Below are 26,465 nucleotides of genomic sequence, written 5' to 3' on the forward strand. Positions count from 1 at the left end.
CGTCCGCTGCGCGAACAGGTCGTACGCCACGAGGTCCTCGCCGGTCCGCCGGCGGAAGAGCCGTGGCTGGCGGGCGATGTGGTGTTCGGGATCCGTGCTACCGGACGCCTGGAGGAGCGATTGGCCGACCGGCTCCTGCAGCTTGGCGAGATGGCCGATCCGCGCTGCGTACAGGCCGCATTACACCGGCTGCCCTGGGTACGCACAGGGCATGAGACTGAGCGTGGTGGACGCGGGCTCGAACACGGTCAGGCTCGTTGTGACGGATGCGACGGACGGTGTACCGCTGCCGGTGCACACCGCGAAGTGGAAGCTTCGCCTGTCCGAACAAGTGGCGCCGGACGGACACTTCGGCGAGCGGGCCACGGAGGAACTGGTCGCAGCCCTCCGCAGAGCCGCCGAGATCGCCGCCCGCTGGGGTGCCCCGGAGCCGCTGGCGTTCGCCACCGCCGTCGTACGCAGCGCCCCCGACCGCGCAGCCGTGCTGCGAGCCGTGGCCGAGGAGACGGGGATACGCCTGCGCGTACTGCCCGGCGAGGTGGAGGCCGAGCTCACCTTCCTCGGTGTACGGCGCTGGATGGGCTGGCGGGCCGGACCGCTGGCCGTCTTCGACATCGGAGGCGGCTCCCTCGAAGTGGCCTTCGGGCGGGGCCGGATGCCGGAGTTCGCCGTCTCCCTGCCGCTCGGTGCGAACCGGCTGACCAACGAGTTCCTCGGCGACGGCGACGTTCCGTCCGAGAAGGAACTGCTGGCCCTGCGCCGCACCGTGCGCCACCAACTGCGCGACGCCTCCGCCCGGATCCGCTGGGAGCATCCGCACACCGCCGTCGCCACCTCACGCACCTTCCAGCAGCTGGCCCGGCTGTGCGGCGCCGCGCCCGGACGGGACGGCCCGTTCGCCGAACGAACCCTGTGCCGGGGCGAACTGCGCCGCGCGATCGCCCGGCTGGCGGCCCTGCCGATGACCGAGCGGGCCGGGTTGCCGGGTATTTCGGCGCCCCGGGCCCGGCAGAGCCTCGCGGGAGCGATCGTCGGGCACACCGTGATGAAACTGAGCGGCGTGAAGACCTTACTGATCTGCCCCTGGGCCCTGCGCGAGGGCATCCTGCTGCGCTACTTGGAGGACGGCGCCGACTGGTGGGCCGACGTGGGGCTCGGCCCCGGCACCGAGCAGCGGCCACTCGGCGGACTCGACGGAACGGCCGTCAGCCGCCTGCCACCGCGTCCTGCACCACCTGCTCTCGGATGCTGAGGGGCACTGACTGGCCGGGTCACCGGGCATCCCGGAACTCGGCTTCCTTCGCGAGGTCGATCCGGGCGCCCATGTTCCGCTCCATCATTTCCAGTGCGGCAACCGCCAGACGGGGATGGACCGAGGCGACGGCGTCCCTCGGCACCATGACCTCCAGATGAGCTGCATCCCGTTTCGTGGAGTCCCTGATGCCAGGGTTACGATCCTGGCGAAGGAGATCCACCAACACCATGGCAGCACCACGTAAATACCCGGACGAGCTCCGCGAGCGCGCGGTCCGCGAGGTCCGGGCCACCGGCCGGCCCGTAGCGCATGTCGCGAAGGATCTTGGCATCCATCCCGAGGCCCTGCGCGGCTGGGTCCGCCAGGCCGAGGCCGACCGCGGCGAGCGGGACGACCGGTTGACCACCGGCGAGCGCGACGAGCTCAAGCAACTCCGCAAGGAAGTAGCGGAGTTGAGGCGGGCCAACGAGATCCTCAAAGCGGCCAGCGTGTTTTTTGCCCAGGAGATCGACCGTCCCCGGACGAGGCCGGGCAAGTGATCGACCACCTGCGCGAGAAGGGCCTCGGGGTCGATCTCCCCCAGAGGGGGCACCCCCAGTCTGCCGGGTGCTGGAGTTGTCGCCGTCCACTTATTTCGCCCGCAAACACCGGCCGAAGTCGGCCCGCCGGCTCCGCGACGAACAGCTGATGCCGCTGATCGAGGAGATCCACGCGGAGTCCGGGGCCACCTATGGGGCCCGGCGGGTCACCCGCGCCCTGCGGCGCAAGGGCATCGACGTGGCCCGCTGCACCATCGAGCGGCTGATGCGCGAGCTGGGCATCGAGGGCGTCATCCGCGGACAGCGGCGCCGCACCACGGTGCCCGAGCCGTCGGCGCCCCGCCCGCCGGACCTGGTCGACCGAAATTTCACGGCCTCCCGTCCCGACCAGCTCTGGGTGGCGGACATGACGTATGTCCGTACCTGGTCGGGCTGGGTGTATGTGGCGTTCGTCCTGGACGTGTACTCGCGGATGATCGTCGGCTGGCAGGTCGCGAACCACATGCGGACCGAACTCCCGCTGGACGCCCTGGAGATGGCCTTGTGGAGACGGAGGATCAAGACGGACTCCGGCCTCATTCACCACAGCGACAGGGGTTCGCCCAATATGTGTCGATTCGCTATACCGACCGGCTCGCCGACATCGGCGCCTCCGCGTCGGTCGGTTCCGTCGCGGACAGCTATGACAACGCGATGGCCGAGGCGTTGAACGGCACCTTCAAGGCCGAGCTGATCGAGATGCAGGGGCCCTGGACCGGCTCCGACCAGGACGAGCGGGCGATCTTCCAGTGGGTCACCTGGTACAACGAAGAACGCCTGCACTCCGCCCTCGACTACGTACCGCCCGCCGAGTACGAACGCGACTTCTGGCGAAGCCAGGAGCAAGCCCAGCAGTCCGCCTGAAACAAGATCACCGGACTCTACGAAACTCGGGGCGGCTCAATCCATCCTGGAGACCGTCATTCGCCTCCTATGCAATAAAGGCCCTCAAAGCAGGGTGGGGGCGAGAGCCGCATATAGGGCTTGACCTGCATAAACACCCTCTCAGAGGGCGTTTAGTGATGATTGGTAAGGATGTGTCCACTTTAAGGTCTACGGCTTTCGTGAGGCTTTGACCTGTAGGAGCGCATTCGCGCGCTCCGAGGTGGCGATCGGACCGCCCGTTTGGTTCGCACGTGCCGCTCAAGTTCCGTCTGGTTTAGCAATGGGATGGAAGACCCCTACCAGTAGAGATCTTCCAGGTATTTCATGCCATGACATTGGCAATAAAGTCAGGCAAAGTGCTGCAAAACGGTCGGTGCGAATCAACATCAAACGCCCACTCAAGGTTCCCGGCAGAGTCCTTCAGTGAAGATCTGACTGGACCTCGGTCAGTCGATGCCTTCGACGATGCGGAAGTCGCGTTCGACGCCGTCGGAGAGGGCGACCAGCGCCTCCTGGTAGGCCGCGCTCTCGCGCGTCGCGACGGCCTGCTCGAAGCTGTCGAACTCGATCAGGACGGTGCGCTCGGCGATTCCGGCGTCATGCGCCACTACCCGACCGCCACGGACGAGGACCCGGCCGCCCCCGGCCTCGACGGTCAGGCGGGCCAGCTTGTTGTAAGCAGCCAGCTTCTCAGGATCTGAAATGGTGCGGTAGACGCTGACCCAGTAGCCCTTGGGCATGGAACCTCCAGTGTTGGGATGAGTGCATCTGACTTACGCGTTGGTCCCGGACTCGCGTCGGCGGCCGTCCTCGTTGGTCTGCTGACCACCCCGAGTCGCCTTCGTGTCAGCCGAGCCGGGGAAGGCGGACGACGCGCGCGATTTCTGCGGCGCCGCCCAGGCGGATCAGGGTGCCGGACGCGCTGCGTTGTGCGTTGGCGATGATCGTGGACGGATGGCCGAGGTGATCGCCCATGTCGACCGCGATGCCGGTGACGCCCTGATCCGCGAGATACGCGGCCAGACATGCGGTGCTGTTGGCGTTGGCGACATCCTCGGGGACGCCGATCGACGGGGCGAACATCCGGGCCGCCGCCCGACCGTCCGCATCGGGGATCGAGTAGGCGTAGCAGCCCAGCAGTCCGTAGCGGTCACAGGCATGGCGCAGTGCCGTGACGTCCGGACGGAGTTCGGCCAGCACGGTGCGTGATCGCACGGGTAACAGCAGCCGTGGCCGGCCGGGTGAGGCCACGCAGGCGCCGTCGGGAAGGGATTCGCTCATCAGGCCGAGGGCGGTCGCGATCGCCCGGAGTTCGGGTTCCCCGGCGTCCCGCGGGCTGATCGGGCCCGGGTCGAAAGTGGCCGTCAGGTCGTCGTGTTCTCGCTTCGCCCAGCCTTCGAATGCGCGACTTGTGGTATGCAGCGCGGCCCGGTAATCGGCGTCGCCGCCGTAGCGCACAGCGAGCAGCGCCAGTGCGGCGACTGTGCCGTGACCGCAGGCGGGCAACTCGCCTTCGCCGGTGAAGAACCGGAGCCGATACGACGGTCGAGCCTGATCCTCGCCGTCCACCGCAGCGATGAAGACCGCGTGCGAGGTGCCTGTCGCAGCAGGGATGCGCCGTCGCTCGGCATCGGTGAAGGGCGCATCGTCGAGAACGGCGGTCGGACTGCCGCCCTGGCCCTGCCGCCGGCACGCGTCGACGATCGTCACCTCGGGCATGGCGCCGCGTCCATCGTGATCAGCATCGTCAGGTCGAGCGCGGGCGCGCTGTGCGTCAGGGCGCCGATCGAGATGAGGTCGATGCCGGCATCGGCAATGGCGCGAACCCGGTCCAGGGTGACGTTGCCGGAGGCCTCCAGGAGGATCTCCGAACCGCTGGAACGGCTGGCCCTCATTCGCATCACTTCTTCGATGTCGGTCACCTCCATGTTGTCGAGCATGAGCCAGCCGGCTCCCGCTTCCATGGCTTCGCGGGCCTGCGCGACGGTCTGCACTTCGACGTCGATCGGCACGCTCGTCCCGGAATCGGCCATTCCCTTCCGGACCGCACTGATCGCCGCGGTCACCCCGCCCGCCGCGGTGATGTGGTTCTCCTTCAGCAGGACCATCGCCGCCAGGGTGAGCCGGTGGTTGCTGCCGCCGCCCGCGGTGACGGCGTACTTGTCCAGCGCCCGCAGCCCCGGGGCGGTCTTGCGGGTGTCCAGGATCCGCGCCGGGGTTCCGGCCACGGCTTGGACGAAGCCGTCAGTGACAGTGGCGATGCCGCACAGGCGCTGCAGGAAGTTCAGCACCGTGCGCTCGGCGGTGATCAGGCTGCGAGCCGATCCGGTCAGCCGCACCAGAACGTCCCCGGCCTGCACCCGCTCGCCGTCAGCGACCAGAGTCTCGACCTCGACCTCCGGGGCGGTCTGGGCGAAAACTTCGTGGACCAGGGGGATTCCGGCGGCGACACCGGGCTGGCGGGTGCTGATTTCGGCGGTGGCGATCAGATCGGCCGGGACGCTCCACAAGGTGGTGATGTCGGCGGCGGCCCTGTCCTCCGTCAAGGCGGCGGCCACACTGGCCCGCGCTGACGACGCGGGGAAATCGGCGATCTTCATAGGTGGTTACTCAGCTCTCAGAGATTGATCATCGGACCGACGAGGGCGTGGACGGCTTCCCCGAGCGTCGGGTGTGCATGGATGTTCCTGGCGATCTCGTGCGCTTTGAGATCCCACATCCGTGCCGGCGTCGTACTTGGCCTCGACGACCGCAGTGCGCAGCCCCAGCTGCGTCGCCCGGATGGCCCCGGTTAGCCGCCAGGTCCGGCACCGAGGACGACGACGTCATAGTGGGTAGCGGCGGCAACGAACCCGACGCCAGCGTGGGAAGAGGGATCGTCCATGACGTGTTGCTGTTGCTCCGTTCAACAGGACCGGATCGAATCTTCGGCCCCAGTAGAACCCCCGCGATCCGGTCCACGCCAATAGCCGCACGAGGCCACCCCATAGGCTCGGACCTATCGCGAGAGCAAGGAGCGGACATGCACGACCACCAAGGCGTCGAACTTCGTCATCTCCGCTACTTCGTCGCCGTCGCCGAGGAGGGCACGATGACGGAGGCCGCACGGGTGCTGCGGATCGCGCAGCCCAGCCTGAGCCAGCAGATCAGCGCCCTGGAACGCCGAGTCGGGGCCAAGCTGTTCCACCGCAGGCCCAAGGGGATGGAGCTGACCGAGGGCGGCCGGATCCTGTACGCGAGCGCCAGTCGTACCCTGGCCGAGATCGAGTCGTCGCTGGTGCAGGCGCGCGACGCGCGCTGTCCGGTGCACGTAGGGGTCTGCGGCACCGTTCCGGAGCACCTGCTGGCGCGGGTCGAGCGGGTCCTGGCCGAAGACGGATACCTGGACGTCGAGTTCGCCGAGGCCGACTCCCCGCAGCAGCTCGACCTGTTGCGGACCGGCACCCTGGCCTTCGGGGTGATGCGCGTCTTCCACGACATCGACGACCTGGCCACGCTGACCCTGGCCGACGAGCCGCTTGGCGTCCTGCTGCGCCCCGACCACCCTCTGGCCGACCACGCGGCCCTGTCCTGGTCCGACCTCGCGGGCCAGGAACTGCTGTGGTTCCCGGCCGAGCGCAACCCGTACTTCGTCGAAGGCGTCCTGGCCCACCTCGCCGGCCACGGCTGGTCACCACGGCTACGTACCGTCGACGCGCACAGTCGGGCCCTGTACCGCCACCACCTGCGCAACAGCCAGAACCTGATCACCCTGCGAGCCCGGACCGCCGTCACGGCGGATGGCGGGATGGCATGGCGACCGTTCGTGTCCGACCCGCCGCGCGAACGCTTCGTCCTGGTCACTCTCGGCGACAGCCCTTGGGCGGGGTTGTTGGCTCGCTTGGGCGGCCGGTCATCCGATGACGGCGTCATCGGTGGACCCGGTCAGCGCGCGGCGAGCTTCCCGAGCGCCGCCTCGTCGGCTCTGCCGGGCTCGGCCTGATAGGCCGTCATCCGCTGGCCGTCGTCGCCGAATCGCATGACCTCGATGACCAGCGTCAGGTCGCCGACCTCGGGGCGCCGGAAGTGCTTGGGTTCGCCGCGCCGCACCCGTGCCTCGTGGCGGTCCCGCATCGCGCCGCACTTCGGGCACTCGCGGCGGAACTCTGCGACCAGTGCCCAAAGTTCAGGCGCATCGGGATCCTCGGCGGCAAGGGCGCGCATGCTCGCCACCGAACTGCGTCCCACAGATCCCAGTCGGCGAACAGGCCGCCCGCGCCCGCAGCGGGGCGTCGGCCGCGGCGAGCACCGCCATGATCTGCTGGTAGGCCGGATGGTCCGGCAGCTTGGCCTCCGGCGGTGGGGGTGGCGGCGGGTCGAGCAGGTCCAGCAGCGTCTTGCGGGTGATCCGGAGCTCCTCGGCCTCCCGGCCGTACCCCTCCAGCAGCGCGGTCAGCTCCGCGATCTTCTCGCGGGCCTGTTCGGCCTGCCCGGCGACCTCCCGCTCGCGCTCCTCCAGCCGGGCAAGCACCGTGCCCAGGGGCAGCTCCCCGCCGGTCACGCGTACCGCCAGGTGGGGGTGGAGGTGCCGGCCAGCATCTGCGACATCCGGTCACTGATGGCCCAGTACACCCGGGAGACGGACGAGGAGGGCTGGTGCTCGTAGTCGCGCGCCAGCCTCCGGAACAACATCAAGATCCCGTTCACCTGCTCCACGACCCACCGCTTGGGCTGCGAAACGAACCCCGCTTCGCCGGGGTTGCGCAGGACGACTTCGACCTCGATGCCCACCTTTGCCCCGTGCTTGACGACCGCGGCCTTGAACCCTTGGTCCACCATCGCCTTCTTCACCGCCCCTGGACCGGTGGCCTCCACCACGCCGTCCAGCAGCGCGATGCCGGCGGTATTGTCGTGGGCGGAGGCGGCCAGCACCACCACCGCGATCACCGGCCCCAGCACGTCAACGGCCAGCCCTCGCTTGCGGCCTGGCACTTTCCTGTGCGCATCCCGCCCGGTCGTTGCGGCGGGGACGCCGGCCGCCGCGTGCAGGCTCTGGGTGTCGAGGACCACCAGGCTCGGGTCGGATAATCGGCCCCCCTCTCCCGCACCTGCCAGCGAAGCAGGTCGTGGATGGTCTGGTCGGTGCCGTCGTTGCGCCAGGTGTAGAAGTAGTACTTCAGCGCCGGGCCGAGGGGAAGCCGTGCGGCAGCAGGGCCCACTGGCAGCCGGTGCGGCCCTGGTAGAGCAGGGCGTTGACGATCTCCCGCATCGGATACCGGCCCTGATGGCCGCTGCCCGAGGGGGGCCGGGCCTTCCAGGAGTCGATGACCGGTTCGATCAACGCCCAGCGTTCGTCGGACAAGTCGGTGCCGTAGGGCTGGCGGTCGCTCACAGGGGCCACTTCAGCGACACACGTTCCGGTGGCGACTAATACGGCATCACGTCACATACCGCCCTCTAAGTTCGGTGAGGTGAAAGGAACACCCCCGCACCGGCAACTCCACGCTCGGAGCACCCCCGCATCGGCGGGAAGGACTTGGCGGGGACGACGCATCGGCGGGAAGGACGAACACCCAGGACGTGGGCAATCTTCATCAGCGGGAACACACCCGCGGACGCGGGGGCGAACTGATCGTGAAGACGTCCTCGGATCAGGATCTGCTGTGCTCCCCGCCGACGCGGGGGCGAACCGCAGCTGGTGAAGAGGGGCTACGGCCGCCACTGGCTAGCTCCAGGACGCTCGTGGGAGCTGAGGAGGATTCGTAACCCGTATCCGACATCTGACTGCCGGACGGGCCAGCGTCGGATCCGTACAGGTGCCCCAGGTGATGGTGGCGGCGGGGGTGGGGTCCGCGGCGGCCGAGGGTACCGGCGCCGAGGTCAGCAGCAGGCAGGTCCCTGCGGTGACATCGGCCAGCAATCGTCTCACCTGGCAATCTCCTTACCGTCGGGGGCGGGTGACTCTGGCAGGAGGGGGCTACGGTCCCGAGGCCTTGACCGTGCCTTCAAGGAGGAGCGTCCGAACGGGCAGGGATGCACGTGCGGGACTGCACGTGTGGGGCGGTCCGCTGTCGCGCTGCCCCGCAACCCGCCCGGGCCGCTCGTGGGGCTGCCGACCGGGATCGGTCAAGCGCGGGGCGGATGCTGGTAAAGGCGCGGGCATGTGTCGGTCTTGTCGGTCCCTTGCCCGGCCCGTGGTGGCCATGTGGTCATGTGGTGTTCATGTGGCAGCAGTTGGGCTGGGCCAGGGTGCGGTCGTTGTCAGCACAGCTGCTCGTCGGGAGGGCGTCATGACCGCACAATCAGAGTCGACAGAGGACAGATCCGCGCAGGCATCGGAGGGGCTCAGCCGCCGTCACGCGCTGGGCCTGCTCGGCACCGCGGGGGCGGGCGCCGCTGCCACCGGGTTGATCGGGGCGGGTGCGGCGCAGGCCGCGCCGCTCGACGCTCCGGCCTTCCACCTCACCGCGGACGCCACCGGCGCTCCCCCCGTCCAGGGCCTGCACCTGACCTTCGGGGCGGACCCGCGTACCCAGATGACGGTCTCGTGGATCACCGACCAGCCGGTGTCCCAGCCGGTCGTGCACTACGGCACCCTGGAGCACGGCTTCGGCTCCCGCGCCGCCGCCCGCACCGTCACCTACGTCGACGGCACCTCGAACCGCACCGTCTACGTCCACCACGCCCTGCTCAACCGGCTCACCCCGGACACGGACTACCTCTACCTCGCCACCCACGAGGGCGCGACCCCCGACAGCGGTACGTTCCGCACCGCCCCGCACGGCCGCCGGCCGGTCACCTTCACCAGCTTCGGCGACCAGTCCGCCCCGCAGGTGACCTGGGCAGCCGACGGCACGGTCGCCCTGGACGCCAACTCCACCCCCGCGACGAAGGACATCGTCACCGGCATCGAGCAGGTCGCCCCGCTGTTCCACCTCCTCAACGGCGACCTCTGCTACGCCAACCTCGACGTCGACCGGGTGCGGACCTGGAACAACTTCTTCACCAACAACACCCGTTCGGCGCGCTTCCGCCCCTGGATGCCGGCGGCCGGCAACCACGAGATCGAGAAGGCCAACGGCCCGCTCGGCCTCGGCGCCTACCAGACCTACTTCTCCCTGCCCTCCACCGAGACCGACGCCGAACTCGCGGGCCTGTACTACGCGTTCACGGCCGGCTCGGTGCGGGTGATCGTGCTGCAGAACGACGACAACTGCCTCCAGGACGGCGGTGACGTCTACATCAGCGGTTACTCCGGCGGCCGCCAACTCTCCTTCCTGGAGAAGGAACTGAAGGCGGCGCGCTCCTCGCGTGACGTCGACTGGGTGGTCGTGGCCATGCACCAGGTCATGATCAGCTCCTCGGACGCCAACGGCGCGGACCTTGGCCTGCGCGAGAAGTACGGCCCGCTGTTCGACCGCTATGGCGTCGACCTGGTGCTGTGCGGCCACGAGCACAACTACGAGCGTTCGCTGGCCGTGCGCGGCGTGGTGACCGGCAGCGAGACGCTGACGCCCAACCCGGTCTCCCCGGCCACCGACGACATCGACGCGAACCTCGGCACCGTGCACATGATCCTCGGTGGCGGCGGCGTCTCGGGAACCACGAACCAGAAGTTCTTCACCGACGGTACGGCCAAGGTCATCACCGCCGTGTCGGCGACCGCCGGCTCCAACGGCAAGCGCACCTCCACCTATGTGAAGGAGCAGGCGGTGTGGGTGGGTGTCCGGGACGTCGAACACCCCTACGGCTTTGCCGCCTTCACCGTCGACCCCGGCCGGCACGCCGGTGACACCACGCGGATGCATGTGACGTACTACAACGTGAACAAGCCGCACGGCGAACTGTCGGTCTTCGAGAAGTTCACCCTGCACCGCAAGCGCTCGGACGGCTACGCCGGCTGATACCGCTCGCTCAGCCGAAGCCGCGGGCCGCGCGGGCAGCCGCCCGGCCCGCGGCTTCCCGCCGGATCATCGACAGAGCGACCACCGTGCCGACGACCAGCGAGCGCCGCCCGCCCCTTGGCGGGGGCGGACATGGTGGTCTCGGCACCCGACGACCGCGACCTTCCGGCCCTGGACGACGGACAGATCCGCATCGCCGTCGTAGAACATTTCCGCCACAACAGGCGCACCTTTCCTGGTGGTCTCGGGCGTGGTGACCGTGCCGGTCGGCAGGTGCAGGCCCGCCGACCGGACACCCGCGTCAGCCGATGCTCAGGTCGTCGACGTAGCCGCGATAGCCGCCCGTGGCGTCCGGATGGTCGTAGCCGAGCAGGATCTTGCTGATCGTCTGCCCTGCCTTGAGCGCGCCGAGGTTCACGGTCACGTGATTCCATGTGTCGAGCGTGAGGTGACCGCACTGGTCGGCCGGATGCAGACCGGACCCGGCGTCCCGCAGGTTGCTGCCGTCGGTGAAGATCAGGTCGACGGCGACGCAGGTGCTGTCGTTCGAGCCCGCGCTCACCCACGGGGTGGTGGCGTTGGACTGCGGGAGGATCCGGTAGCTCAGCGTGGTTTCGCCGCGGACGGTGAGCGGTGCCCCGTTGAAGCCGTAGACCTGCATGTACGCGTGGTCGTACGACCCTCCGTTGGCATAGCCCGAGTACATCAGCGCGGCGTCGCCGGTGTGGGCCTGTTCGCCGGTGCGCACGGCCGCCTGGGGGCCCGAGAGCCCGCAGCACAGGCCGGTGATGCCGTAGTTGCCGTCTCCGTGGGTGTCGACGTTGTCGACGGCGTCGGTCCAGGTCGGCTGGGGCTGGCCGGTCTCGAAGCCCGTGGTGAGCGAACTGGTCGTGGCGGACTTGGCGGGCTGGGCCAGCTCACGCTGGACGGTGGCCAGGCAGGTGTCGGCCGGGGCGAGGTCGATTGTCTCGCCGACGGAGGTGTTCAGCTTGATCGTGGTGCCCGAGAGGGTCCCCTTGTGGACGCCGTCGGCGTAGTACTCCATGGTCTTGCCGGGCCAGGGGTTGGTGAAGGTGAGCTTCCCGCCGGACTGGCTGGTGATCCGGAGGTATTCGACCGCGTTGTCCCGGATGCTGCTGGAGACCAGGAAGTTGCCATAGGCGAGCAGGCCGCCGAACTTGGCGTTCGAGTCGGTGGGCCAGTTCGGGAAGACCTTGATGTCCTTCTGGAACGTCTGAGGCTCGGGGCCACGGGCCGTCGCCGCGCCTCTTGCGTCGACGGCCAGGGTGCCGAAAGCTCCGGCGATGACGTTATTCGACATGGGCTGTGAAGGGATGGCGACGGCTCGGAATGCGCCCGTCCGGGTGGGCTTCTGGGCGGCTCCCCGGGCCGGCCTGGGGAGGGCATCCCGGGCCGGTCTCGGCGCGGTGGTCCCTCGGATCTTGGCGACGACTCTCGGCGGTCACGGCTCTCAGAGGGCAGGGCAGAGGGCACGGACCCGGCCGGGCGGGCGGCGCCCCTCGTTCCGGCGTGCACCACTGGCCGAAAGCCGATGAAGTTCCGCCAGGTTGGACCGGATTGCATCGAAGCGTGCACTGGAAATACTTAGCTAAGCAACTATATGCTCCCCAATGGGGGCGGTTGGCGAACGCAGCCGGACGTCGCCACGCGAACCGTGTTGCCGCCGTGGCTGATCGGCTTCGTGGTTACACAACATGTCAAGCGAGTCGCTGTTCCGCCGGTTGACTGCCGTCCGGCGCGGACGTGGGTGGCAGTTTCCGGTGGTGCCGCAGTGATGTTGAGATCAACCACTCCTGGAAGGAAGTGCCGTGGCACCGGTGCTGGTCGGACTCGAAGGTCTGCTGGCGGGGGAGCGCATCCCGGTCCTGGACACCCGCGTCACCTTCGGACGTAACTCGGAGAACACGGTCGTCATCTCGAGCCTGAGCGTCTCCCGCTTCCATGCGGAGATCGTCTTCGACGAGGACGAGGGTTACGTACTGCGTGACTTGGACAGCAGCAACGGCACCCTGGTCAACGGCGAGGAGGTGACGTCCCGCCTGCTGCAGCCCGGTGACGAGATCTCCTTGGGCGACCAGGAGTTCCGATTCGAAGTGGCAGACGCCATGGAGACGCTGATGGCGCTCTCCCTGCCCCGGTCCGTGACACACGGTCCGGAGGAGCAGGGGCCCGTCCTGCGGGTCACCGTGGCCGGCGGAGGTCCCGTCGGGCTGTCACTCGCGCTGCTGCTGGAGCACTTCCTCGGATCCCAGGTGAAGATCACCGTCTACGACGGCAGGTGGCGCAAGGAGGGCCGCACCGTCGTCTGGAAGAGCCAGGACGAGGGCAACGTACGGCGCCAGCAGGTGGTGACCGTACAGAGCCGCCAGTATCTGGCGTGGCCGGAAGAGGTGCAGAACCGCCTCTTCGACCCGGAGCACTACACGGAGATGTGGCCCTCGGGCCCGGACTCCGTCGGCGACCACAGCCCGCGCAACATGCGCATCGCCTACATCGAGGACCGGCTGCTGGAGCTGGCGAACGAGAAGCGGGACCGGATACGCCTCATTCCCGCCCGCTTCGACGCGGCGGAGGAGCAGGAGGCGCTCGCCACCCAGCACGTCCTCGCGATCTGTGACGGCGGCCGGTCACGTACCCGGGAGCACTTCGCCGCCCGGTTCGGCAAGGCCGACGAGTCGATCTACTCCCTCGACGGCCGCCACCTGCAGGACGTCGTGCTCGGCCTGCGTGTCAAGTCGGGCCTGCCCGACCCGATGGCGGTGCTGATGACGGTCGCGCAGAACCGCTTCCTGCTCAACTCGCTCCGCGGCGAGGGCTTCTTGAACATGCGGCTGACCGACGCCGAGGCTGCGGAGGTCATCGGCCTCGACCCGGTCCGGCGCGTCTTCGAGGAGTGCATCGCCTCCCGGCCGTGCCTGATGAACCGCGACGAGTACGGCGACTTCCAGTGCTCGACGCACGGCACGCTGTTCCTGCCCGCCCTGGTCAAGGGCTCCCCGCTGTGGCGCCGGGTCCGTGAGGGCCTGCTGCTGTTCGGCGTCGAGTCCGACGACCTGTCGGCGGTGACGAGCTTCCGCCTGGACATGGTGCAACGGCCCCGCTTCTCGGCCGAGTTGCTGCCCCCCACCGCCAACTCGCCGGGCACCTACGGCTTCCTGCTCGGCGATGCCGCCAACGCCATCCACTTCTGGCCTGGCCGCGGCCTCAACAGCGGCCTCGCCTCGGCGATTTCCCTGGCCCGCTCCCTCAACGGGGCATGGAACGGCAGGTCGTTCAGGGACGCGGACTTCCTCCGCCACGAGGCGGCGATGTCGATGCTGCAGTACCGGCACAAGAGCCGGGCGTGGAAGGCGATGGTCACCACGGACGACCGTGGCGTCACCTGGGCGATCAAGGACATCATCGGCCACGGCATCGACGGGATCCCCGAAGAACCCGACCGCGAGGCGGACACCAAGACGCTGCTGGAACGGATGCAGGCCATCCGCTCCCGCCTCGCCTCCCGCCTGCCAGGAATGCCGGACGACGAGGCGATCCTGGACCGTCTGAGCACACTCCAGCCCGCCACCTTGCGCATGCTCGTCCTCAGCGGCGCGTGGGACACGCTGACGATGGGCGGCGAGGAGGTCGACATCGACATCTTCTACGGCCAGGACTCGTCCGCGGCCGCCGCGGCGGTGGAGGCGCTGGAGCCGGCCGCCCCGGCCTAGGGAGTGACGTCCGGATCTGCTCGGCGACGCGGGGCTTGGTGCGCGAAGCGGGCCGCCCGTTGACGTCGGGCGGCTCCGAACCGGCGCCCTGAACCGTCCCCACTGCTGCGGATCTCGACTGCGCCGGTGCCCGCGAACCCGAGCCCATCGCTCGTCGTCCCTCGACGGTCCCGGCGGGTCGTCGGTCCGGGTCAGGGCGGCTTCACCATGGGAGGTTCCCGGACCGGTCGATGAACTGCCCCGTCGGCCCGTCCGGGCCGATCGTCGCGAGGGCCACGATGGACTCGGCGCCCTCGGCGACGCTGTGTCCGAGGCCGCCGGTGAAGTCGGTCGCGGTCTGCCCGGGGTCGGCGGCGTTGACCCTCACGTCCTTCAGTTCCTTGGCGTACTGGGTCGTGAGCATCGTGACCGCGGCCTTCGACGCGGAGTAGAGGGGCAGGGCGTACTGCGACTCGATCCGTGCCGGGTCCTGGGTCATGCCGAAGGAACCCATCCCGCTGGACACGTTGACGATGACGGGGTTCGACGACTTGCGCAGCAGCGGGAGGAACGCGTGGGTGACGCGCACGATCCCGACGACGTTGACGTCGAGCACGGCGCTCATGTCGGCCGCGGTGTACTCCTCGGCTGGGCCGACCCGGCCGAGGACGCCGGCGTTGTTGACGAGGACGTCGATCGTTCCCTCGTGCGCGGCGACGTCGGCGGCCGCGGCCTCGACCGAGGCGTCGTCGGTCACGTCGATCCGGACGAACCGGGCGCCTAGCGACGCGGCCGCAGCGCGGCCGCGTTGGGGGTCGCGGGCACCGATGAGGACGGTGTGCCCCGTCTCGACGAGGCGACGAGCGGTTTCAAGACCGAGGGACTTGTTGGCCCCGGTGATGAACGTGGTGGTCATGTCGACTCCTTCTGACTCCGAACAGCATCGTCGTGCGCTGCTCACGGACTCGATGCTGGGTCCTCGGGAGTGTCGGCGGGAGCTACGGGACTTCCTGGTACAGCGCGTACCACGCAGCAGCCGGGCCCAACGCGCGAGACGGAACTCGGGTCTTCATCCCTGAGGAGACATCCTCTGAACACCGACGGCGGTAAGGAGTTCGAGTTTGCTGCGGGCGTCGGTGTCCGGCTGCGGTGTGTACACCACAAGACGGAGGCTCGTGTCCTGGGTGGTGAGGACGTCGGAGTTCAAGGCGATGTCTCCGACCTCCGGGTGTTCGACAAGTTTGTGCGAGCTCTCGTGGCCACCCACCGATCGGCGGCTCCACAACCGGCGGAACCGTGGGTTGCCGTTCAACCTCGAAATCAGCGTCGCGACATCGGGATCGTCGGGGTACCGGCTCGTCGTCGCGCGCAGGTCGGCGATGAGGGACTCCTCGAACGCCGCCCGCTCGGCTGCGGTCTGCCGGACCCGGGGCAGCTCACCCAGGAACTGCCAGAGCAGGACGTTCCGGTCTGCCGCGCGGTGGACCGTGGGATCGCCGAACGTGGCCGTGAACAGCGGATTCCAGTACAGCAACTGCCAAGTGGCGTCGTAGATCGACAGTGGGTTGCCGGCGAGCTGGTCCACGATCCGGTACAGGCTTTCCGGGATCATTCGCGGAACCCGGCTCGGGTCCGCGGCGTGACCGGCCATGCGGAGGAGGTGAGCGTGCTCGTCGCCGGACAGGCGCAGGGCGCGAGCCAGAGCGGAACACACCTGCGCCGACGGCGTTGCCACCCGTCCCTGCTCGAGTCGGACCACGTACTCGACCGAGATGCCGGCCAGTGTCGCCAGCTCCGCGCGTCGCAGACCGGGAACCCGACGGGGTGAGCCCTGCGCGAACCCCACCGTCGCGGGGTCCAGCCGGTCCCGCCACGCCCGCAGCGCGGCACCGAGTTGATCCATGCACACCAGTTTCCCGCACCCATCACACCGCCGGGTGGTACGCCCAGGCCCACGAAGTCCCGAAGACGTGGAAGACAAGCCAGCCGCCGGGGGTGGTGTCCGGTTTCTCGTGGAGCGAGGTGAAGCCGATGCCGCGCCCGCGCAGCTCGGCGACCATGTTGATGGGGTCCTGGAGGCTGCGGCCGCAGCGGTCGAGTGAGGGGACCACAAGCGTGTCGCCCGCGTCGAGCTGCCGCACCAGTTTCTGCCCGCTGCTGCTGCCCTCGTTGATCGTGCCGCGGCGGTCTCCGCTGCGGCACGATCAAGGGCCGGCGGGGCCTGGTGTCAGCGGCTGAAGACGCGTTCAGCCTTGTCGCGGTGGATGGTGTGCAATTCCCAGTAGACCGGGGAGATCTCCTCGGGCTGGGCTGTCGGGAAGCCGGGGACGACCGACATGCCGATGGACACGTCGATGCCGACGTGGGCGGCCTGGACCCCGCTGTCGGCCAGCTCCTTGTGCAGGTTGATCGCCCAGTTGCGCAGGGCCGCGGCGGCGGCGTTGACGTTGCCGACCTGCGGTACCGGGTCGATGGATCCGGCGCCGGTGGTGTAGAGCAGGGTGCCGGCGCCGGCCCGGCGCATCGCGGGCAGCACCGCCTGGGTGGCGGCGATGGCCCCGTAGAGCTGGAAGTCCATCTCGTGCTGCACATGTGCCGGTGCGGTCGCGCTCGGGGTGGTCAGGGTGGTGGAGTCGAAGCCGCCGACCGGTGAGTACTCCAGGACGTCGATGCCGCCGAAGTGCGCGGCGGCGGCTCGCAGGGCTCCGGTGAGGGCGTCGCGGTCGAGGACGTCGGCCCGGAAGGCGGCGGCGGTGATGCCGTCGGCGGCCAGCTTGGCGGCCAGGTCGTCGAGCTTGGCGCGGTTGCGGGAGATCAGGGCGACGTCGTGGCCGTGGGAGCCGAAGGTTCGGGCGATGGCGAGGCCCAGCTGGGGGCCGGCGCCGACGATGGCGATGGTGGGCATGGGAAGCCTTCCGTCGAGTAGAGGTGGATAGGGCTATCCGTTTTCGGATCCGGAAAGCCCTATCCGGTTCGCTGGCTGAGCGTAGCACGGGAATCGGATAGGGCCTTCCGGTTTGCTAGGGTGGTCGGCATGACCCCTCGGGACCAGCACACCGGTGGCACCGGCAGCACGGCCGATCCAGCCGCTCAGCCGCTGCGCAGCGATGCGGAGCGCAATCGGGCGCGGATCATCGCCGCCGCGCGCACGGTGTTCGGCCGCGACGGGCTGAACGCGTCGATGGCCTCGGTCGCGCGGGAGGCCGGGGTAGGGATCGCCACGATGTTCCGCCGTTTCCCCACCAAGGAAGAACTGGTCGCGGCCGTCTTCGCGGACCGGATGGACGCCTACGTGCAGGCCACCAGAGAGGCGCTGGCCGACCCCGACCCGTGGCGCGGCTTCAGCGGCTACATCGAGACGGTCTGCGCGATGCAGGCCGCCGACCGCGGCTTCGCCGACGTCCTGACGATGAGCCTGCCCGGGGCCGAGGCCCTGGAGGCGTGTCGCGCCGAGGCGTATCAGGGCTTCCTGGAGCTCATCGCCCGCGCCCAGGACAGCGGAGACCTGCGCGAGGACTTCACCAGCCGGGACCTGGTCCTGCTGCTCATGGCCAATGCCGGCGTCCTGAGCGCCACCGGCGACGCTGCCCCCGACGCCTGGCGCCGTCCGGTCGCCTGGATGATCCAGTCCTTCAGGACGCCCGCCCGTGGCCCGCTGCCGGACCCGCCGGAGGATGCCGCCCTGTATCAGGCCATGCGGCGCACCAGCCTGGGCATCACCTCGACGGAGGCCGGGAAGGGGAACTGACCCCTGTCGGCGGAGCGCCGTGCCGGTCAGTCGAGCCGCACCCCCGTGCGCTCCTCCAGGGCTTGCAGAAGCCGGTCCTGGAACTTGGGGTCGTGCGCGGCCGGGTGCGGGTTCTGGGTGCGCTGGTGGTACCAGTAGCCGCCGGTGGGCGGCGTGATGTCGTCGTGGGTGGCCAGCCGGACCTGGGTCCGGTGGCCGGCCGTCAGGTCGTCGGTCGCCCCGGGGCCACCCATCCGGGTGGGCACCCAACCCGGATCGACGGCCTGGGCGGCCGTCCCCTCCCAGCGAGACGCGACGGCCATGGCCAAGGCGGTCACCCACAGCTTGCTGTCGCTGTAGGAGGCCGCGCCGTCGGCCAACGGCGCAAGGCCGGTGGAACCGCCCCGATGCATCGAGCTGCTCAGGTAGATGAGCCGGGACGGCCTGTCCATGAGGGCCGTCAGCAGATAGGGCGCGATCGTGTTGACGGTGGCCGCCTCGGGGGTGTGCATGGTGCCGGCGTTGTGGATGACCGCGTCGAAGCGGCCGAACGCGGCGGCCTGCCGGGCAACACCGGGGATCTCGCCCATCTCGGCCAGATCCCCGGTGACCACGCCCGCCCACCGGCCCCCTCCTGCCGGCGCGGCGACGCGTGCCGGGGTACGGGCGTGGACGACGACGTCGTGCCCGCCTGCGGTCAGCGCGGTCGCCGTCGCGTAGCCGAGCCCGCTGGAGGCTCCTGTCACCAAGATCAGTGCCATGTGCTCGGGTTCTCCGTCCGTGAGTCGGGGTGAGGGCGGGAGCGGGGCTGTGGGCCTGGCGCTCAGAGGGTGAGCAGGACCTTCGTCGCGCGGCGCTCGTCCATCGCCTTGTAGCCCTCCGGAGCCTGCTCCAGGGGGAGGGTGAGGTCGAAGACCTTGCCGGGGTCGATCTTCCTGTCCCAGATGAGCTGGATCAGCTCGGGCAGGAAGCGGCGCACGGGGGCGGGCCCGCCGAGGGTGTGGATGCCGGCGAAGAACAACTGGATACCGGGAATCCGGACGTCGTAGTTGACGCCCACATAGCCCAGGTACCCGCCGCCGCGAGTGGCCCCGACGGCCTGCATGAACGACTCCTGTGTGCCGACGGCCTCGACGACCGAGTGTGCGCCGAGCCCGTCCGTGAGCTCCTTGATCCGCTCCACGCCCGCCTCGCCACGCTCCTCGACGATGTCGGTCGCGCCGTAGTAGCGGGCCAGCTTCTGCCGCTCCGGGTGCCGGGACATGGCGATGATCCGCTCCGCGCCCAGCTGCTTGGCCGCGAGGACCGCCATGAGCCCGACCGCGCCGTCACCGACGACCGCGACGGTCCTGCCCGGTCCGGCCTCGGCGGCGACGGCCGCGAACCAGCCGGTGCCCAGCACGTCGGAGGCGGCCAGCAGCGCGGGGATCAGCTCCGGGTCGGGCTGCCCCGGGGTGGCCACCAAGGTGCCGTCGGCGTACGGGATGCGGGCTTTCTCGGCCTGGGTGCCGATCCCCGCGTGGACGAACTCGGCGTGCACGCACTTGGACTGGAACCCGGCCCGGCAGATCTCGCACGTGTTGTCGGAGATCACGAAGGAACCGACCACGAAGTCCCCGGCCCGGACGTTCTTCACCTCCGGACCGACCTCCTCGACCACGCCGACGTACTCATGCCCCATGAGCGTGTGGTCGACGGGCTCGACGCCGCGATACGGCCACAGGTCCGACCCGCAGATGCAGGTCGCGCTCAGCTTCACGATCGCGTCGGTCGGCTCGATGATCTTCGGATCCTCGCGCTCCTCCACCCGGACATCCCCGGCGGTGTACATCACTACTCCACGCATGTCTGCGTCTCCTTGCCTCGTGCTGATCGGGGGCGCCGATGGCCGCGCCAGGGGCAGCGCTGCAGGTCCGAGCCGCTTCCGAGTTCATGATCCATGGGGTCGATGGCGCCTGCACGTCCAGCAGACCTCCCCTTCCGCGGGCGGAAAAGGTCGGGCTTGTCGGGGGGGGGGCAAGGCCGACCTCCCTACGCCGTGGCACGCCGTTACCGTGGAAGGCATGAACCAGACGGGCGGCAGCCGCGCCGACATCCGGGACTTCCTCGTCAGCCGACGCGCCAAGATCACACCGGAGCAGGCCGGACTGCCCAGCGGCAGCCGACGCCGCGTCCCCGGACTGCGGCGCGAGGAGGTCGCCGTCCTGGCCGGAGTCAGTACCGAGTGGTACACCCGGCTGGAGAAAGGACACATCAGCGGCGTGTCCGAGGACGTCCTCGACGCCGTCGCCCGCGCGCTGCACCTGGACGAGGACGAACGCACCTACCTGTTCGACCTGGCCAGGACCGCGCAGCCGGCCGACCGCACGCCCCGCCGCCGCAAGGCCGTCGACATCCCGCCCCGTGTGCAGTGGCTGCTGGACTCCATGACCCTGTCCGCGGCCCTCGTCACCAACGGCTGCCTGGACATCGTGGCCACCAACGCCCTCACCCGCGCCCTCTTCACCCCCATGTTCGACAGCCCCACGGTGGACGGACGCGGCCGTGTCAACTTCGCCCGCTACTACTTCCTCGACCCGGGAGCACGCCACTTCGTCGAGGACTGGGACAGCGCCGCAGACGTCACCACCGCCCTGCTGCGCACCGAGGCGGGCCGCAGTCCCAACGACAGGGGCCTACGCGAGCTCATCGGAGAACTGTCCACCATAAGCGGCGAGTTCCGCACTCTGTGGGGCACCCACGACGTGCGCGTCCACCACGGCGGCGTCAAGCGCTTCCACCACCCCGACGTCGGTCCCCTGGAACTCACCTACCAGCCGCTGGACCTCCCGATCTCCACCCTTGAGGTGCACTCCCTGACCATCTACACCGCCCAGCCGGGCACCCCCGACGCAGACCGGCTCCAGCTCCTGGCCAGTTGGGCCGCCACCGGCACCCGGCACCAGAGCAACACCGGCGGCCGCACCCCGTCCCCGTGACCTCGGGCACTGCGGGTCAGTCCTCGTGCGGTTCGCTGCTGCGAGGCGGGCGACGCGCGAAAAGGAGTGCCCCTGGCACGTTCTCGTCGGGGTCGGTCAGCATGTGGGCCTCAACTGCGAATCCGGCGTCGCGCAGCCAGGCCGCGACCTGGTCAGGCCGGCGGCGGTGGACGTGGACCTTCATCGGGTGACCGCCGTAGCCCTGCGTCTTCAGTCGCGACTCGGTGCCGACGTGAAAGCCGAGCAGCAGCGGTCCGCCGGGACGCAACACCCGCCGGAACTGGCCGAAAACCGCGGGGACCGCATCGTCGGGGATGTGGATCAGCGACCAAAAGGCGAGCAGGCCGGCGACAGACTCGTCGGCAAGTTGGAGGTCCGTCATCGAGCCCACCTCGAACCGCAGGCCGGGATGGTCACGCCGAGCCACGTCGATCATCGCGGGGGAAAGGTCGATACCGAAGGCGTCGAGACTCAACTCGTGCAGGTGGGCGGTGACGTGTCCCGGGCCGCAGCCCACGTCCGCCACCGGCCCGCCCCCGGTGGTGTGCACCAGGTCGGCGAACAACGCCAGAGCCGCTCGAAGGTACGGTGCCCCGGCCAGAGCCCCGCGAATGTAGTCGGCATAGCTGACCGCGACGGTGTCGTAGGAGGTCCGGGTGTCCGTCAACCAGCCGTCCGCGCTCATGCCCGACAGAGTACCGGGGCCGGACAACCGCTGACCGGCAACGTCGACTGCGCCAACCCTGCCGAAGCGCCACCGAGACGCAATGCCGACCCGGACTCCGTCGAGGAGCTGTCTCACCTGACCCTGGACCGACACGCCGACGAACAGAACTCCGTACTCCGTCGCGGCCCGACCGGTGACCTCGGACACCGAGCCCGCGTGGACCCGAGGTTACTCAGGAACCCGGTCTCAGCGGCACGCACCCAGTGTCGCCGGTGCGCCGTCCGTCTCCCTGAGGGAGGCCGACAGGGCGCGAGCCTCGTGTTCGGTCATCCGGGGCGTCTCGTACGGCACTGCGTTGACCCAACGCTGAGTCAGCCGGGCGATCCGCTCGCCGTACCGCTGCGCGGTGATCCGGTCGCCGCGCGATCCGGCGTGCTCCGGCCCCTGGTCGGCGTGGCTCTGGCTCATCAGCCCCAGCCACGAGCCCAGCCGGTTCACATCGTCGCGGGCGCCACCGCTCCAGTTGTTGCCCGGCATGTCGCCCACGCCGATCCACTGCATGCCCAACTGCGCTGCGAAGACCGCCAGTTGCTCCAGCACCGTCAGCTTGTCGCCGCTCTGCGAGGCGGACATGGTGAACCCGCCGGCCAGTTTGTCCTTCCATGCCTGCGTCGTGAACGGCGTGAAGGCCGCCTCCATGAACGCCTTGAACACCGCCGACACGCTGCCCATCAGCGTCGGGCAGCCGAGCACGATCGCATCGGAGCGCTCGAGCAGCGCCAGCACCTCCGCATCGTGCCAACGGCCCGCGCTCACGTCCTCCGCCCGGATCTCGACGAGCTGCACCCGGGCGCCCGGCACCAGCCGCGCTCCGTCGGCGAGGTGCTCGGCCAGGACCCGGGTGTGCCCGTGCACCGAGTGGTAGACCACCGTCACCGTGACCATCGGCGCTGCGTGCTTACGGTCAACGTCATTGGCTGTCATGTGTTTTCACTGCTTTCGGCCGTGGGATGCTTTCTGCTTGCCGAACCATCACAACCTGCGTAGGGCACGGCATCAACGCCGAACTCGGACGCGCAGCGATCGGTCGGGCCGATCGATCGCGTTAGGCTGGTGCCGTGGACCGGATGGAACTCGAAGCATTCGTCACGGTCGCGGAAGAGCTCCACTTCGGCCGCGCCGCCGCCCGCCTGCACCGGGGCCAGCCCACCGTCAGCGACGCCGTGAGACGGCTGGAGAGCACCCTGGGCGGGCGGCTGTTCCACCGCACCAGCCGCCGGGTGTCACTGACCGATCTCGGTGAGGCGCTACTGCCCGACGCCCACGCCACCCTGGCCCAGCTGCGCCGCTTCCAACAGCGAGGACGCTCCCTGGCCGCCGGCGACCGGACCCGTACCACCCTCGTTGTCGCCCACGCCGAATACACCGACCATCAACTGCTGTTACGTTGCCTGCAGCAACTGCGCGACCGATTCCCCGATGTGACGATCGTGCCGGAGGCCATGCCGACCACGGCCCAGCTCACCGCGCTACGGACGGAGGCGATCGGAGTGGGCATCGGCTGGGCGACCGGCGGTGTCAGCGGCGTACGCGCGCGGGTGCTGTCCACGGAGAGGTTCGTGGCGCTCGTGCCCGCGCCCCACCCCCTCGCCGGGTACGCCGAGCTGAGCGCGTCCGAACTGTCCACCACCGGCCTGCTCACCTGGCCCCACCAGATCAACAGCGGTCTCTGCGACCGTCTCCTGGCCGCGTTCCGGATCAGCGGAGCCGACCTGCGCATCATCAGAACCGCCGACAGCGTGCATGCCATCGCCGCTCATGTCGCCGCGGGAACCGGCATCGGCATCACCGTCGAATCCGCACTCGACCACCGACCACCCGGCCTGCACGTCATTCCCCTCACCGGCCCTTCGACCACCGCCGACCAGGTGGTTCTTCTTCCCGCCGAGCCGTCGGACACCGCCACGGCACTGCGCGACCTGCTGCTGCACGCCTCGGCAGAGCCGTCCGCGGGATCCTGACCTGGCGTGCTGCGCCACGACCGGGGCGCCGGCGCCGTCAGCTGTGGCGGGGCAGCCAGAGCGGGGCGCTGCTGCCGCGAGGGAGCAGGACGTCGCGGAAGCGGCCGGGAGTCTTCGACATGAAGACCTGGTCGGTGATGCCCTGGTAGTGGCCACAGGGGGTGTCGGCCGTGAAGGTGTCCGGGTCGAGGTAGGCGTGCGGGGAGCCGGGGTCGGGGTTCAGGGCGGTCTCGTAGGCGTAGCCGCGGTCTAAGACGCCGAGGCTGAGGATCCAGGTGGCGATACGGGTGAGGTTGAGGGTGATGCGGTAGCTGCCGCCCTCGCAGGCGCGGCGCATGAGGGCCGCGAGCGCGCCGGTGGTGGCCAGCCAGGAGAGTACGTAGTCGTTGACGACCATGATGTACGGCAGGGCGGGTGTATTGGTCAGCCGCGCGGCGACGCCGTCCTCGCCCTCCATCCCTTGTTCTTCGTAGGGAGTCCCGGTCTTCGGTCCTGGCGGGAATGCGATCCTCGGCCCGGAGGTGCGAAGCGCCGGAGATCTCTGCGTCTCGGGGTGGCGGTCAGGTAGGCCGCTTCTGGCTCTCGATGTAGTCCTTGACGATGCTCAGGGGAGCGCCGCCGCATGACCCCACGAAGTACGAGGGTGCCCAGAACACCGAGCCCATGCCGATGCGGTTGATCCGCCCGGTGTATTCGGCGCGCAGGTAGCGGGAGCTGACGCCCTTGAGGGAGTTGACGAGCTTGGACAGGGCGATTTTCGGGGGGTAGTGCACGAGCAGGTGGACGTGATCGCCTTCGCCGTTGAACTCCCGCAGCTCCGCGCCGAAGCTCTCGCACACGTCCCGCATGATCTCCTCGCAGCGCGTCAGCATGTCGTCGTTGAAGATCTCACGCCGATATTTGGTGACGAACACCAAGTGGGCGTGGAGGTTGTGGATGACGTGGTTTCCCCGTCTGATGTCGGGATCTGGTTCCCATCGTGGTGACATGCGCCAAGTGTATTTGGATCGAGAGGACTTGACCGGAGGGGGTGGGCTGGGTGATCCGTGCGTACAAGTTCCTCATGCGGCCCACCGTCCGCCAGGAGCAGGCGCTTGGCGAGATGCTGCGGGATCACTGTTCCCTCTACAACGGGGCGTTGCAGGAACGCCGCGATGCCTGGCGGCACGTCTCGCAGACCACCGTCAGGTACGGGATGCAGTCCACGCAGCTCAAGGAGATCCGGGCGTTCGACCCGGAGCGTCAGGGCCGCTGGTCCTTCAGCTCGCAGCAGGCCACCTTACGCCGTCTCGACAGGGCGTTCGCCGCGTTCTTCCGGCGGGTCACGTCCGGCGATGCCCCGGGCTACCCGCGCTTTCGTAGCGTGAGCTGGTTCGACACGGTGGACTTTCCGAAGGACGGGGACGGCTGAGCTTCAGCCGAGGGAGGAGTCACAGCCGGTTCCTTTGATCGTTGCGGCGGGCTAGGGGGTGGTGAGGTCGATGGCGTCGTGGAGGTCGTGGGGTCGGAGGATGCGGAGGATGGCTTCGAGGAGGTAGTAGTCGGCGTAGGGCAGGGAGACCTCGATGCCGTCCTCGGCGGGGCGGTTGCGGGTGCAGCGGGCGACGACGGCGTCCGCGCGGGAGGACCTGTCGGTGAGGCAGGTCTGGATGAGCGCGGTCAGGATCCGCAGTGCCGTGGTGCGGTAGGGGCGGTGGCCGGTCGCGGCGGCGAGGTCGATGAGTCCGCAGGCCATGACCGCTGCGGCGGATGCGTCCTTGATGTCGTGGGGTTGCTGGGGTGCGCGGTAGTCCCAGACGGGGATGTGGTCGGGGGTGAGGACGCTGGTCGCGTAGTCGGCGAGCCGGGAGGCGGTGCTCAGGAACTCGGATTCGGCGGTGCGGCGGTAGAGGGTGGTGAATCCGTAGATGCCCCAGGCTTGTCCGCGGGCCCAGCAGGACGTGGGGCTGTAGCCCTGGACGCTTCCGGGGCCGACCGGGGTGCCGGTCGACGGATCGACGTCGTAGACGTGGGGGGTGGATCCGTCGGGCCGGGGGAAGAGGTGCTGGGTGGTCCTGGCGTGTTCGACGGCGATGTCGAGATAGGTGGAGTCGCCGGTCTGCTGGGTGGCGAAGACGAGCAGATCGAGGTTCATCATCGTGTCGATGATGATGCGCCCGGCGTTGGTGGGGGTGTCGAGTGCGCCCCAGGCGCGCAGGAAGCGGCCGTGGGGGTTATAGCGGCGGCTGAGCGAGCGGGCGGCCTGGACGGCGCCGTCGCGCCAGGCGGTGTCACCGGTCAGGCGCCATGCGGTGACCCAGGAGGGGGTGAACAGGAAGCCGAGGTCGTGGGTGGTGGTGTCGTACTGGCGGGGAGCGAGTTTTCCGGCCGAATCGAGGGCGAGGGTGCGGAAGAAGTCGTCCTTGGTGTGGAGCCAGCACATCCACAGGGTGCCGGGCCAGAATCCGCCGACCCAGTCGCCGTCCTGGGAGTAGACCCACTTCTCGAACTTGGTGGCAACGGGGAACCCGTTCACGCCGGGTGCGACGGCGCGGATCTTGTCGGCCGCGTAGTCGGCCGCGGTGGTGAGGAGATGCGCGGTGGCGGCCGGCACCTGGCCGGCCTGCGTCTGCGTCTGGGCCTGCGCCTGGGCTTGTGCGGGCTGGGGCGCGGAGTTGTAGGCGGCTGCGGCGCCGCCTGCGCCGACCAGCACGGCCCGCCGGGAGATGGACATGACTGCCTGCCTCTCCAACTGGACTGTGGTGCACGGGAGTTGGGGGAG

23 protein-coding genes and 5 pseudogenes are annotated in these 26,465 nt (G+C 69.3%); 9 read left to right on the forward strand and 19 right to left on the reverse strand.

The genetic code is table 11. The features are described from left to right. The first annotated feature begins 211 nt into the window (after positions 1 to 211). Positions 212 to 1,252 (forward strand): Ppx/GppA family phosphatase, encoded by a 1,041-nt coding sequence (locus tag EDD90_RS51145; RefSeq protein ID WP_123980132.1) that lies wholly within the window; start codon positions 212 to 214, stop codon positions 1,250 to 1,252. A gap of 19 nt (positions 1,253 to 1,271) precedes the next feature. Here EDD90_RS51145 and EDD90_RS51150 read toward each other — a convergent pair. After that, positions 1,272 to 1,412: pseudogene (locus EDD90_RS51150) on the reverse strand (cysteine hydrolase); the annotation flags it as partial. A gap of 70 nt (positions 1,413 to 1,482) precedes the next feature. Between EDD90_RS51150 and EDD90_RS51155 the strand changes: the two are divergent. Further along, positions 1,483 to 2,697, forward strand: a pseudogene (locus EDD90_RS51155) (IS3 family transposase). A 467-nt stretch (positions 2,698 to 3,164) separates the two neighbouring features. Here the strand turns inward: EDD90_RS51155 and EDD90_RS51165 are convergent. The 3 genes from EDD90_RS51165 to nadC all read right to left on the reverse strand — a co-directional run bounded on the left by EDD90_RS51165 (position 3,165) and on the right by nadC (position 5,318). Continuing rightward, the gene (locus EDD90_RS51165) at positions 3,165 to 3,458 is read right to left on the reverse strand and encodes a DUF1330 domain-containing protein (protein WP_123980136.1); all 294 of its coding nucleotides are present in this window, start codon (positions 3,456 to 3,458) and stop codon (positions 3,165 to 3,167) included. Between the two features lie 106 nt (positions 3,459 to 3,564). Continuing rightward, entirely contained in the window at positions 3,565 to 4,437 is an 873-nt protein-coding gene (locus EDD90_RS51170; protein ID WP_123980138.1) for a PhzF family phenazine biosynthesis protein, read from the reverse strand. Beyond that, a complete protein-coding gene (gene nadC, locus EDD90_RS51175; RefSeq protein ID WP_185149528.1) occupies positions 4,425 to 5,318 on the reverse strand; it encodes a carboxylating nicotinate-nucleotide diphosphorylase in 894 nt (297 codons plus the stop codon). The genes EDD90_RS51170 and nadC overlap by 13 nt, the downstream gene beginning before the upstream one ends. A gap of 422 nt (positions 5,319 to 5,740) precedes the next feature. Between nadC and EDD90_RS51185 the strand changes: the two genes are divergently transcribed. Continuing rightward, a complete protein-coding gene (locus EDD90_RS51185) occupies positions 5,741 to 6,700 on the forward strand; it encodes a LysR family transcriptional regulator (protein ID WP_123980140.1) in 960 nt (319 codons plus the stop codon). Here EDD90_RS51185 and EDD90_RS51190 read toward each other — a convergent pair. From EDD90_RS51190 to EDD90_RS51200, 3 genes and pseudogenes are all read right to left on the reverse strand, one after another. Continuing rightward, complete coding sequence (locus EDD90_RS51190) at positions 6,643 to 6,921, reverse strand: hypothetical protein (protein WP_123980142.1); 279 nt, start codon at positions 6,919 to 6,921, stop codon at positions 6,643 to 6,645. The genes EDD90_RS51185 and EDD90_RS51190 overlap by 58 nt on opposite strands. After that, entirely contained in the window at positions 6,884 to 7,258 is a 375-nt protein-coding gene (locus EDD90_RS51195; protein WP_260328603.1) for a hypothetical protein, read from the reverse strand. Before EDD90_RS51195 ends, EDD90_RS51190 begins: the two co-directional genes overlap by 38 nt. Next, positions 7,255 to 8,089: pseudogene (locus EDD90_RS51200) on the reverse strand (IS5 family transposase). The gene EDD90_RS51195 and the pseudogene EDD90_RS51200 overlap by 4 nt, the downstream one beginning before the upstream one ends. 898 nt (positions 8,090 to 8,987) lie before the next feature. Here EDD90_RS51200 and EDD90_RS51205 point away from each other — a divergent pair. After that, positions 8,988 to 10,601, forward strand: coding sequence for a metallophosphoesterase family protein (locus EDD90_RS51205; protein WP_123980144.1), 1,614 nt, complete (start codon positions 8,988 to 8,990; stop codon positions 10,599 to 10,601). Between the two features lie 301 nt (positions 10,602 to 10,902). Here the strand turns inward: EDD90_RS51205 and EDD90_RS51210 are convergent, their stop codons facing one another. Beyond that, positions 10,903 to 11,922: a hypothetical protein gene (locus EDD90_RS51210; protein ID WP_185149529.1), complete on the reverse strand. Its 1,020-nt coding sequence runs from the start codon at positions 11,920 to 11,922 to the stop codon at positions 10,903 to 10,905. Between the two features lie 508 nt (positions 11,923 to 12,430). Here EDD90_RS51210 and EDD90_RS51215 point away from each other — a divergent pair. Then, positions 12,431 to 14,332, forward strand: coding sequence for an FHA domain-containing protein (locus tag EDD90_RS51215; protein ID WP_260328604.1), 1,902 nt, complete (start codon positions 12,431 to 12,433; stop codon positions 14,330 to 14,332). 202 nt (positions 14,333 to 14,534) lie between these two features. Here EDD90_RS51215 and EDD90_RS51220 read toward each other — a convergent pair whose 3' ends face one another. The 4 genes and pseudogenes from EDD90_RS51220 to EDD90_RS51235 all read right to left on the reverse strand — a co-directional run bounded on the left by EDD90_RS51220 (position 14,535) and on the right by EDD90_RS51235 (position 17,216). Next, a complete protein-coding gene (locus EDD90_RS51220; protein ID WP_123980146.1) occupies positions 14,535 to 15,227 on the reverse strand; it encodes an SDR family NAD(P)-dependent oxidoreductase in 693 nt (230 codons plus the stop codon). 153 nt (positions 15,228 to 15,380) lie between these two features. Then, positions 15,381 to 16,214 carry a helix-turn-helix transcriptional regulator gene (locus EDD90_RS51225; RefSeq protein WP_123980148.1) on the reverse strand — a complete coding sequence of 278 codons (834 nt, stop codon included), beginning with the start codon at positions 16,212 to 16,214 and terminating at the stop codon, positions 15,381 to 15,383. Positions 16,215 to 16,275: 61 nt separating this feature from the next. Next, positions 16,276 to 16,452: pseudogene (locus EDD90_RS51230) on the reverse strand (recombinase family protein); the annotation flags it as partial. A gap of 86 nt (positions 16,453 to 16,538) precedes the next feature. After that, entirely contained in the window at positions 16,539 to 17,216 is a 678-nt protein-coding gene (locus EDD90_RS51235) for an SDR family oxidoreductase (protein WP_123980152.1), read from the reverse strand. A gap of 129 nt (positions 17,217 to 17,345) precedes the next feature. Between EDD90_RS51235 and EDD90_RS51240 the strand changes: the two genes are divergently transcribed. After that, a complete protein-coding gene (locus EDD90_RS51240; protein WP_123980154.1) occupies positions 17,346 to 18,059 on the forward strand; it encodes a TetR/AcrR family transcriptional regulator in 714 nt (237 codons plus the stop codon). Between the two features lie 26 nt (positions 18,060 to 18,085). Here the strand turns inward: EDD90_RS51240 and EDD90_RS51245 are convergent, their stop codons facing one another. Next, on the reverse strand, positions 18,086 to 18,799 hold the full coding sequence (locus EDD90_RS51245; RefSeq protein ID WP_123980156.1) for an SDR family NAD(P)-dependent oxidoreductase: 714 nt from the start codon (positions 18,797 to 18,799) through the stop codon (positions 18,086 to 18,088). A 62-nt stretch (positions 18,800 to 18,861) separates the two neighbouring features. Beyond that, the gene (locus tag EDD90_RS51250) at positions 18,862 to 19,884 is read right to left on the reverse strand and encodes a zinc-dependent alcohol dehydrogenase family protein (protein ID WP_221305166.1); all 1,023 of its coding nucleotides are present in this window, start codon (positions 19,882 to 19,884) and stop codon (positions 18,862 to 18,864) included. 217 nt (positions 19,885 to 20,101) lie between these two features. Between EDD90_RS51250 and EDD90_RS51255 the strand changes: the two genes are divergently transcribed. Then, complete coding sequence (locus EDD90_RS51255; RefSeq protein WP_123980158.1) at positions 20,102 to 21,016, forward strand: helix-turn-helix domain-containing protein; 915 nt, start codon at positions 20,102 to 20,104, stop codon at positions 21,014 to 21,016. A gap of 16 nt (positions 21,017 to 21,032) precedes the next feature. Here EDD90_RS51255 and EDD90_RS51260 read toward each other — a convergent pair whose 3' ends face one another. Beyond that, positions 21,033 to 21,701: a class I SAM-dependent methyltransferase gene (locus tag EDD90_RS51260; protein WP_123980160.1), complete on the reverse strand. Its 669-nt coding sequence runs from the start codon at positions 21,699 to 21,701 to the stop codon at positions 21,033 to 21,035. A 228-nt stretch (positions 21,702 to 21,929) separates the two neighbouring features. Continuing rightward, on the reverse strand, positions 21,930 to 22,667 hold the full coding sequence (locus EDD90_RS51265; protein ID WP_260328605.1) for a flavodoxin family protein: 738 nt from the start codon (positions 22,665 to 22,667) through the stop codon (positions 21,930 to 21,932). Positions 22,668 to 22,810: 143 nt separating this feature from the next. Here EDD90_RS51265 and EDD90_RS51270 point away from each other — a divergent pair, with 143 nt between their 5' ends. Then, positions 22,811 to 23,704, forward strand: coding sequence for a LysR family transcriptional regulator (locus EDD90_RS51270; protein WP_123980162.1), 894 nt, complete (start codon positions 22,811 to 22,813; stop codon positions 23,702 to 23,704). Between the two features lie 37 nt (positions 23,705 to 23,741). Here the strand turns inward: EDD90_RS51270 and EDD90_RS51275 are convergent, their stop codons facing one another. After that, the gene (locus EDD90_RS51275) at positions 23,742 to 24,161 is read right to left on the reverse strand and encodes a hypothetical protein (RefSeq protein ID WP_123980164.1); all 420 of its coding nucleotides are present in this window, start codon (positions 24,159 to 24,161) and stop codon (positions 23,742 to 23,744) included. Positions 24,162 to 24,264: 103 nt separating this feature from the next. Next, on the reverse strand, positions 24,265 to 24,693 hold the full coding sequence (tnpA, locus tag EDD90_RS51280) for an IS200/IS605 family transposase (protein ID WP_123980166.1): 429 nt from the start codon (positions 24,691 to 24,693) through the stop codon (positions 24,265 to 24,267). Between the two features lie 50 nt (positions 24,694 to 24,743). Here tnpA and EDD90_RS51285 point away from each other — a divergent pair. Beyond that, positions 24,744 to 25,112: pseudogene (locus tag EDD90_RS51285) on the forward strand (helix-turn-helix domain-containing protein); the annotation flags it as partial. A 54-nt stretch (positions 25,113 to 25,166) separates the two neighbouring features. Here EDD90_RS51285 and EDD90_RS51290 read toward each other — a convergent pair. After that, a complete protein-coding gene (locus tag EDD90_RS51290) occupies positions 25,167 to 26,417 on the reverse strand; it encodes a glycoside hydrolase family 88 protein (RefSeq protein ID WP_123980168.1) in 1,251 nt (416 codons plus the stop codon). Positions 26,418 to 26,465 lie beyond the last annotated feature (48 nt).

Origin of the sequence: Streptomyces sp. Ag109_O5-1, assembly GCF_003814875.1 — a bacterium.
Classification (GTDB): Bacteria; Actinomycetota; Actinomycetes; order Streptomycetales; family Streptomycetaceae; genus Streptomyces; species Streptomyces sasae.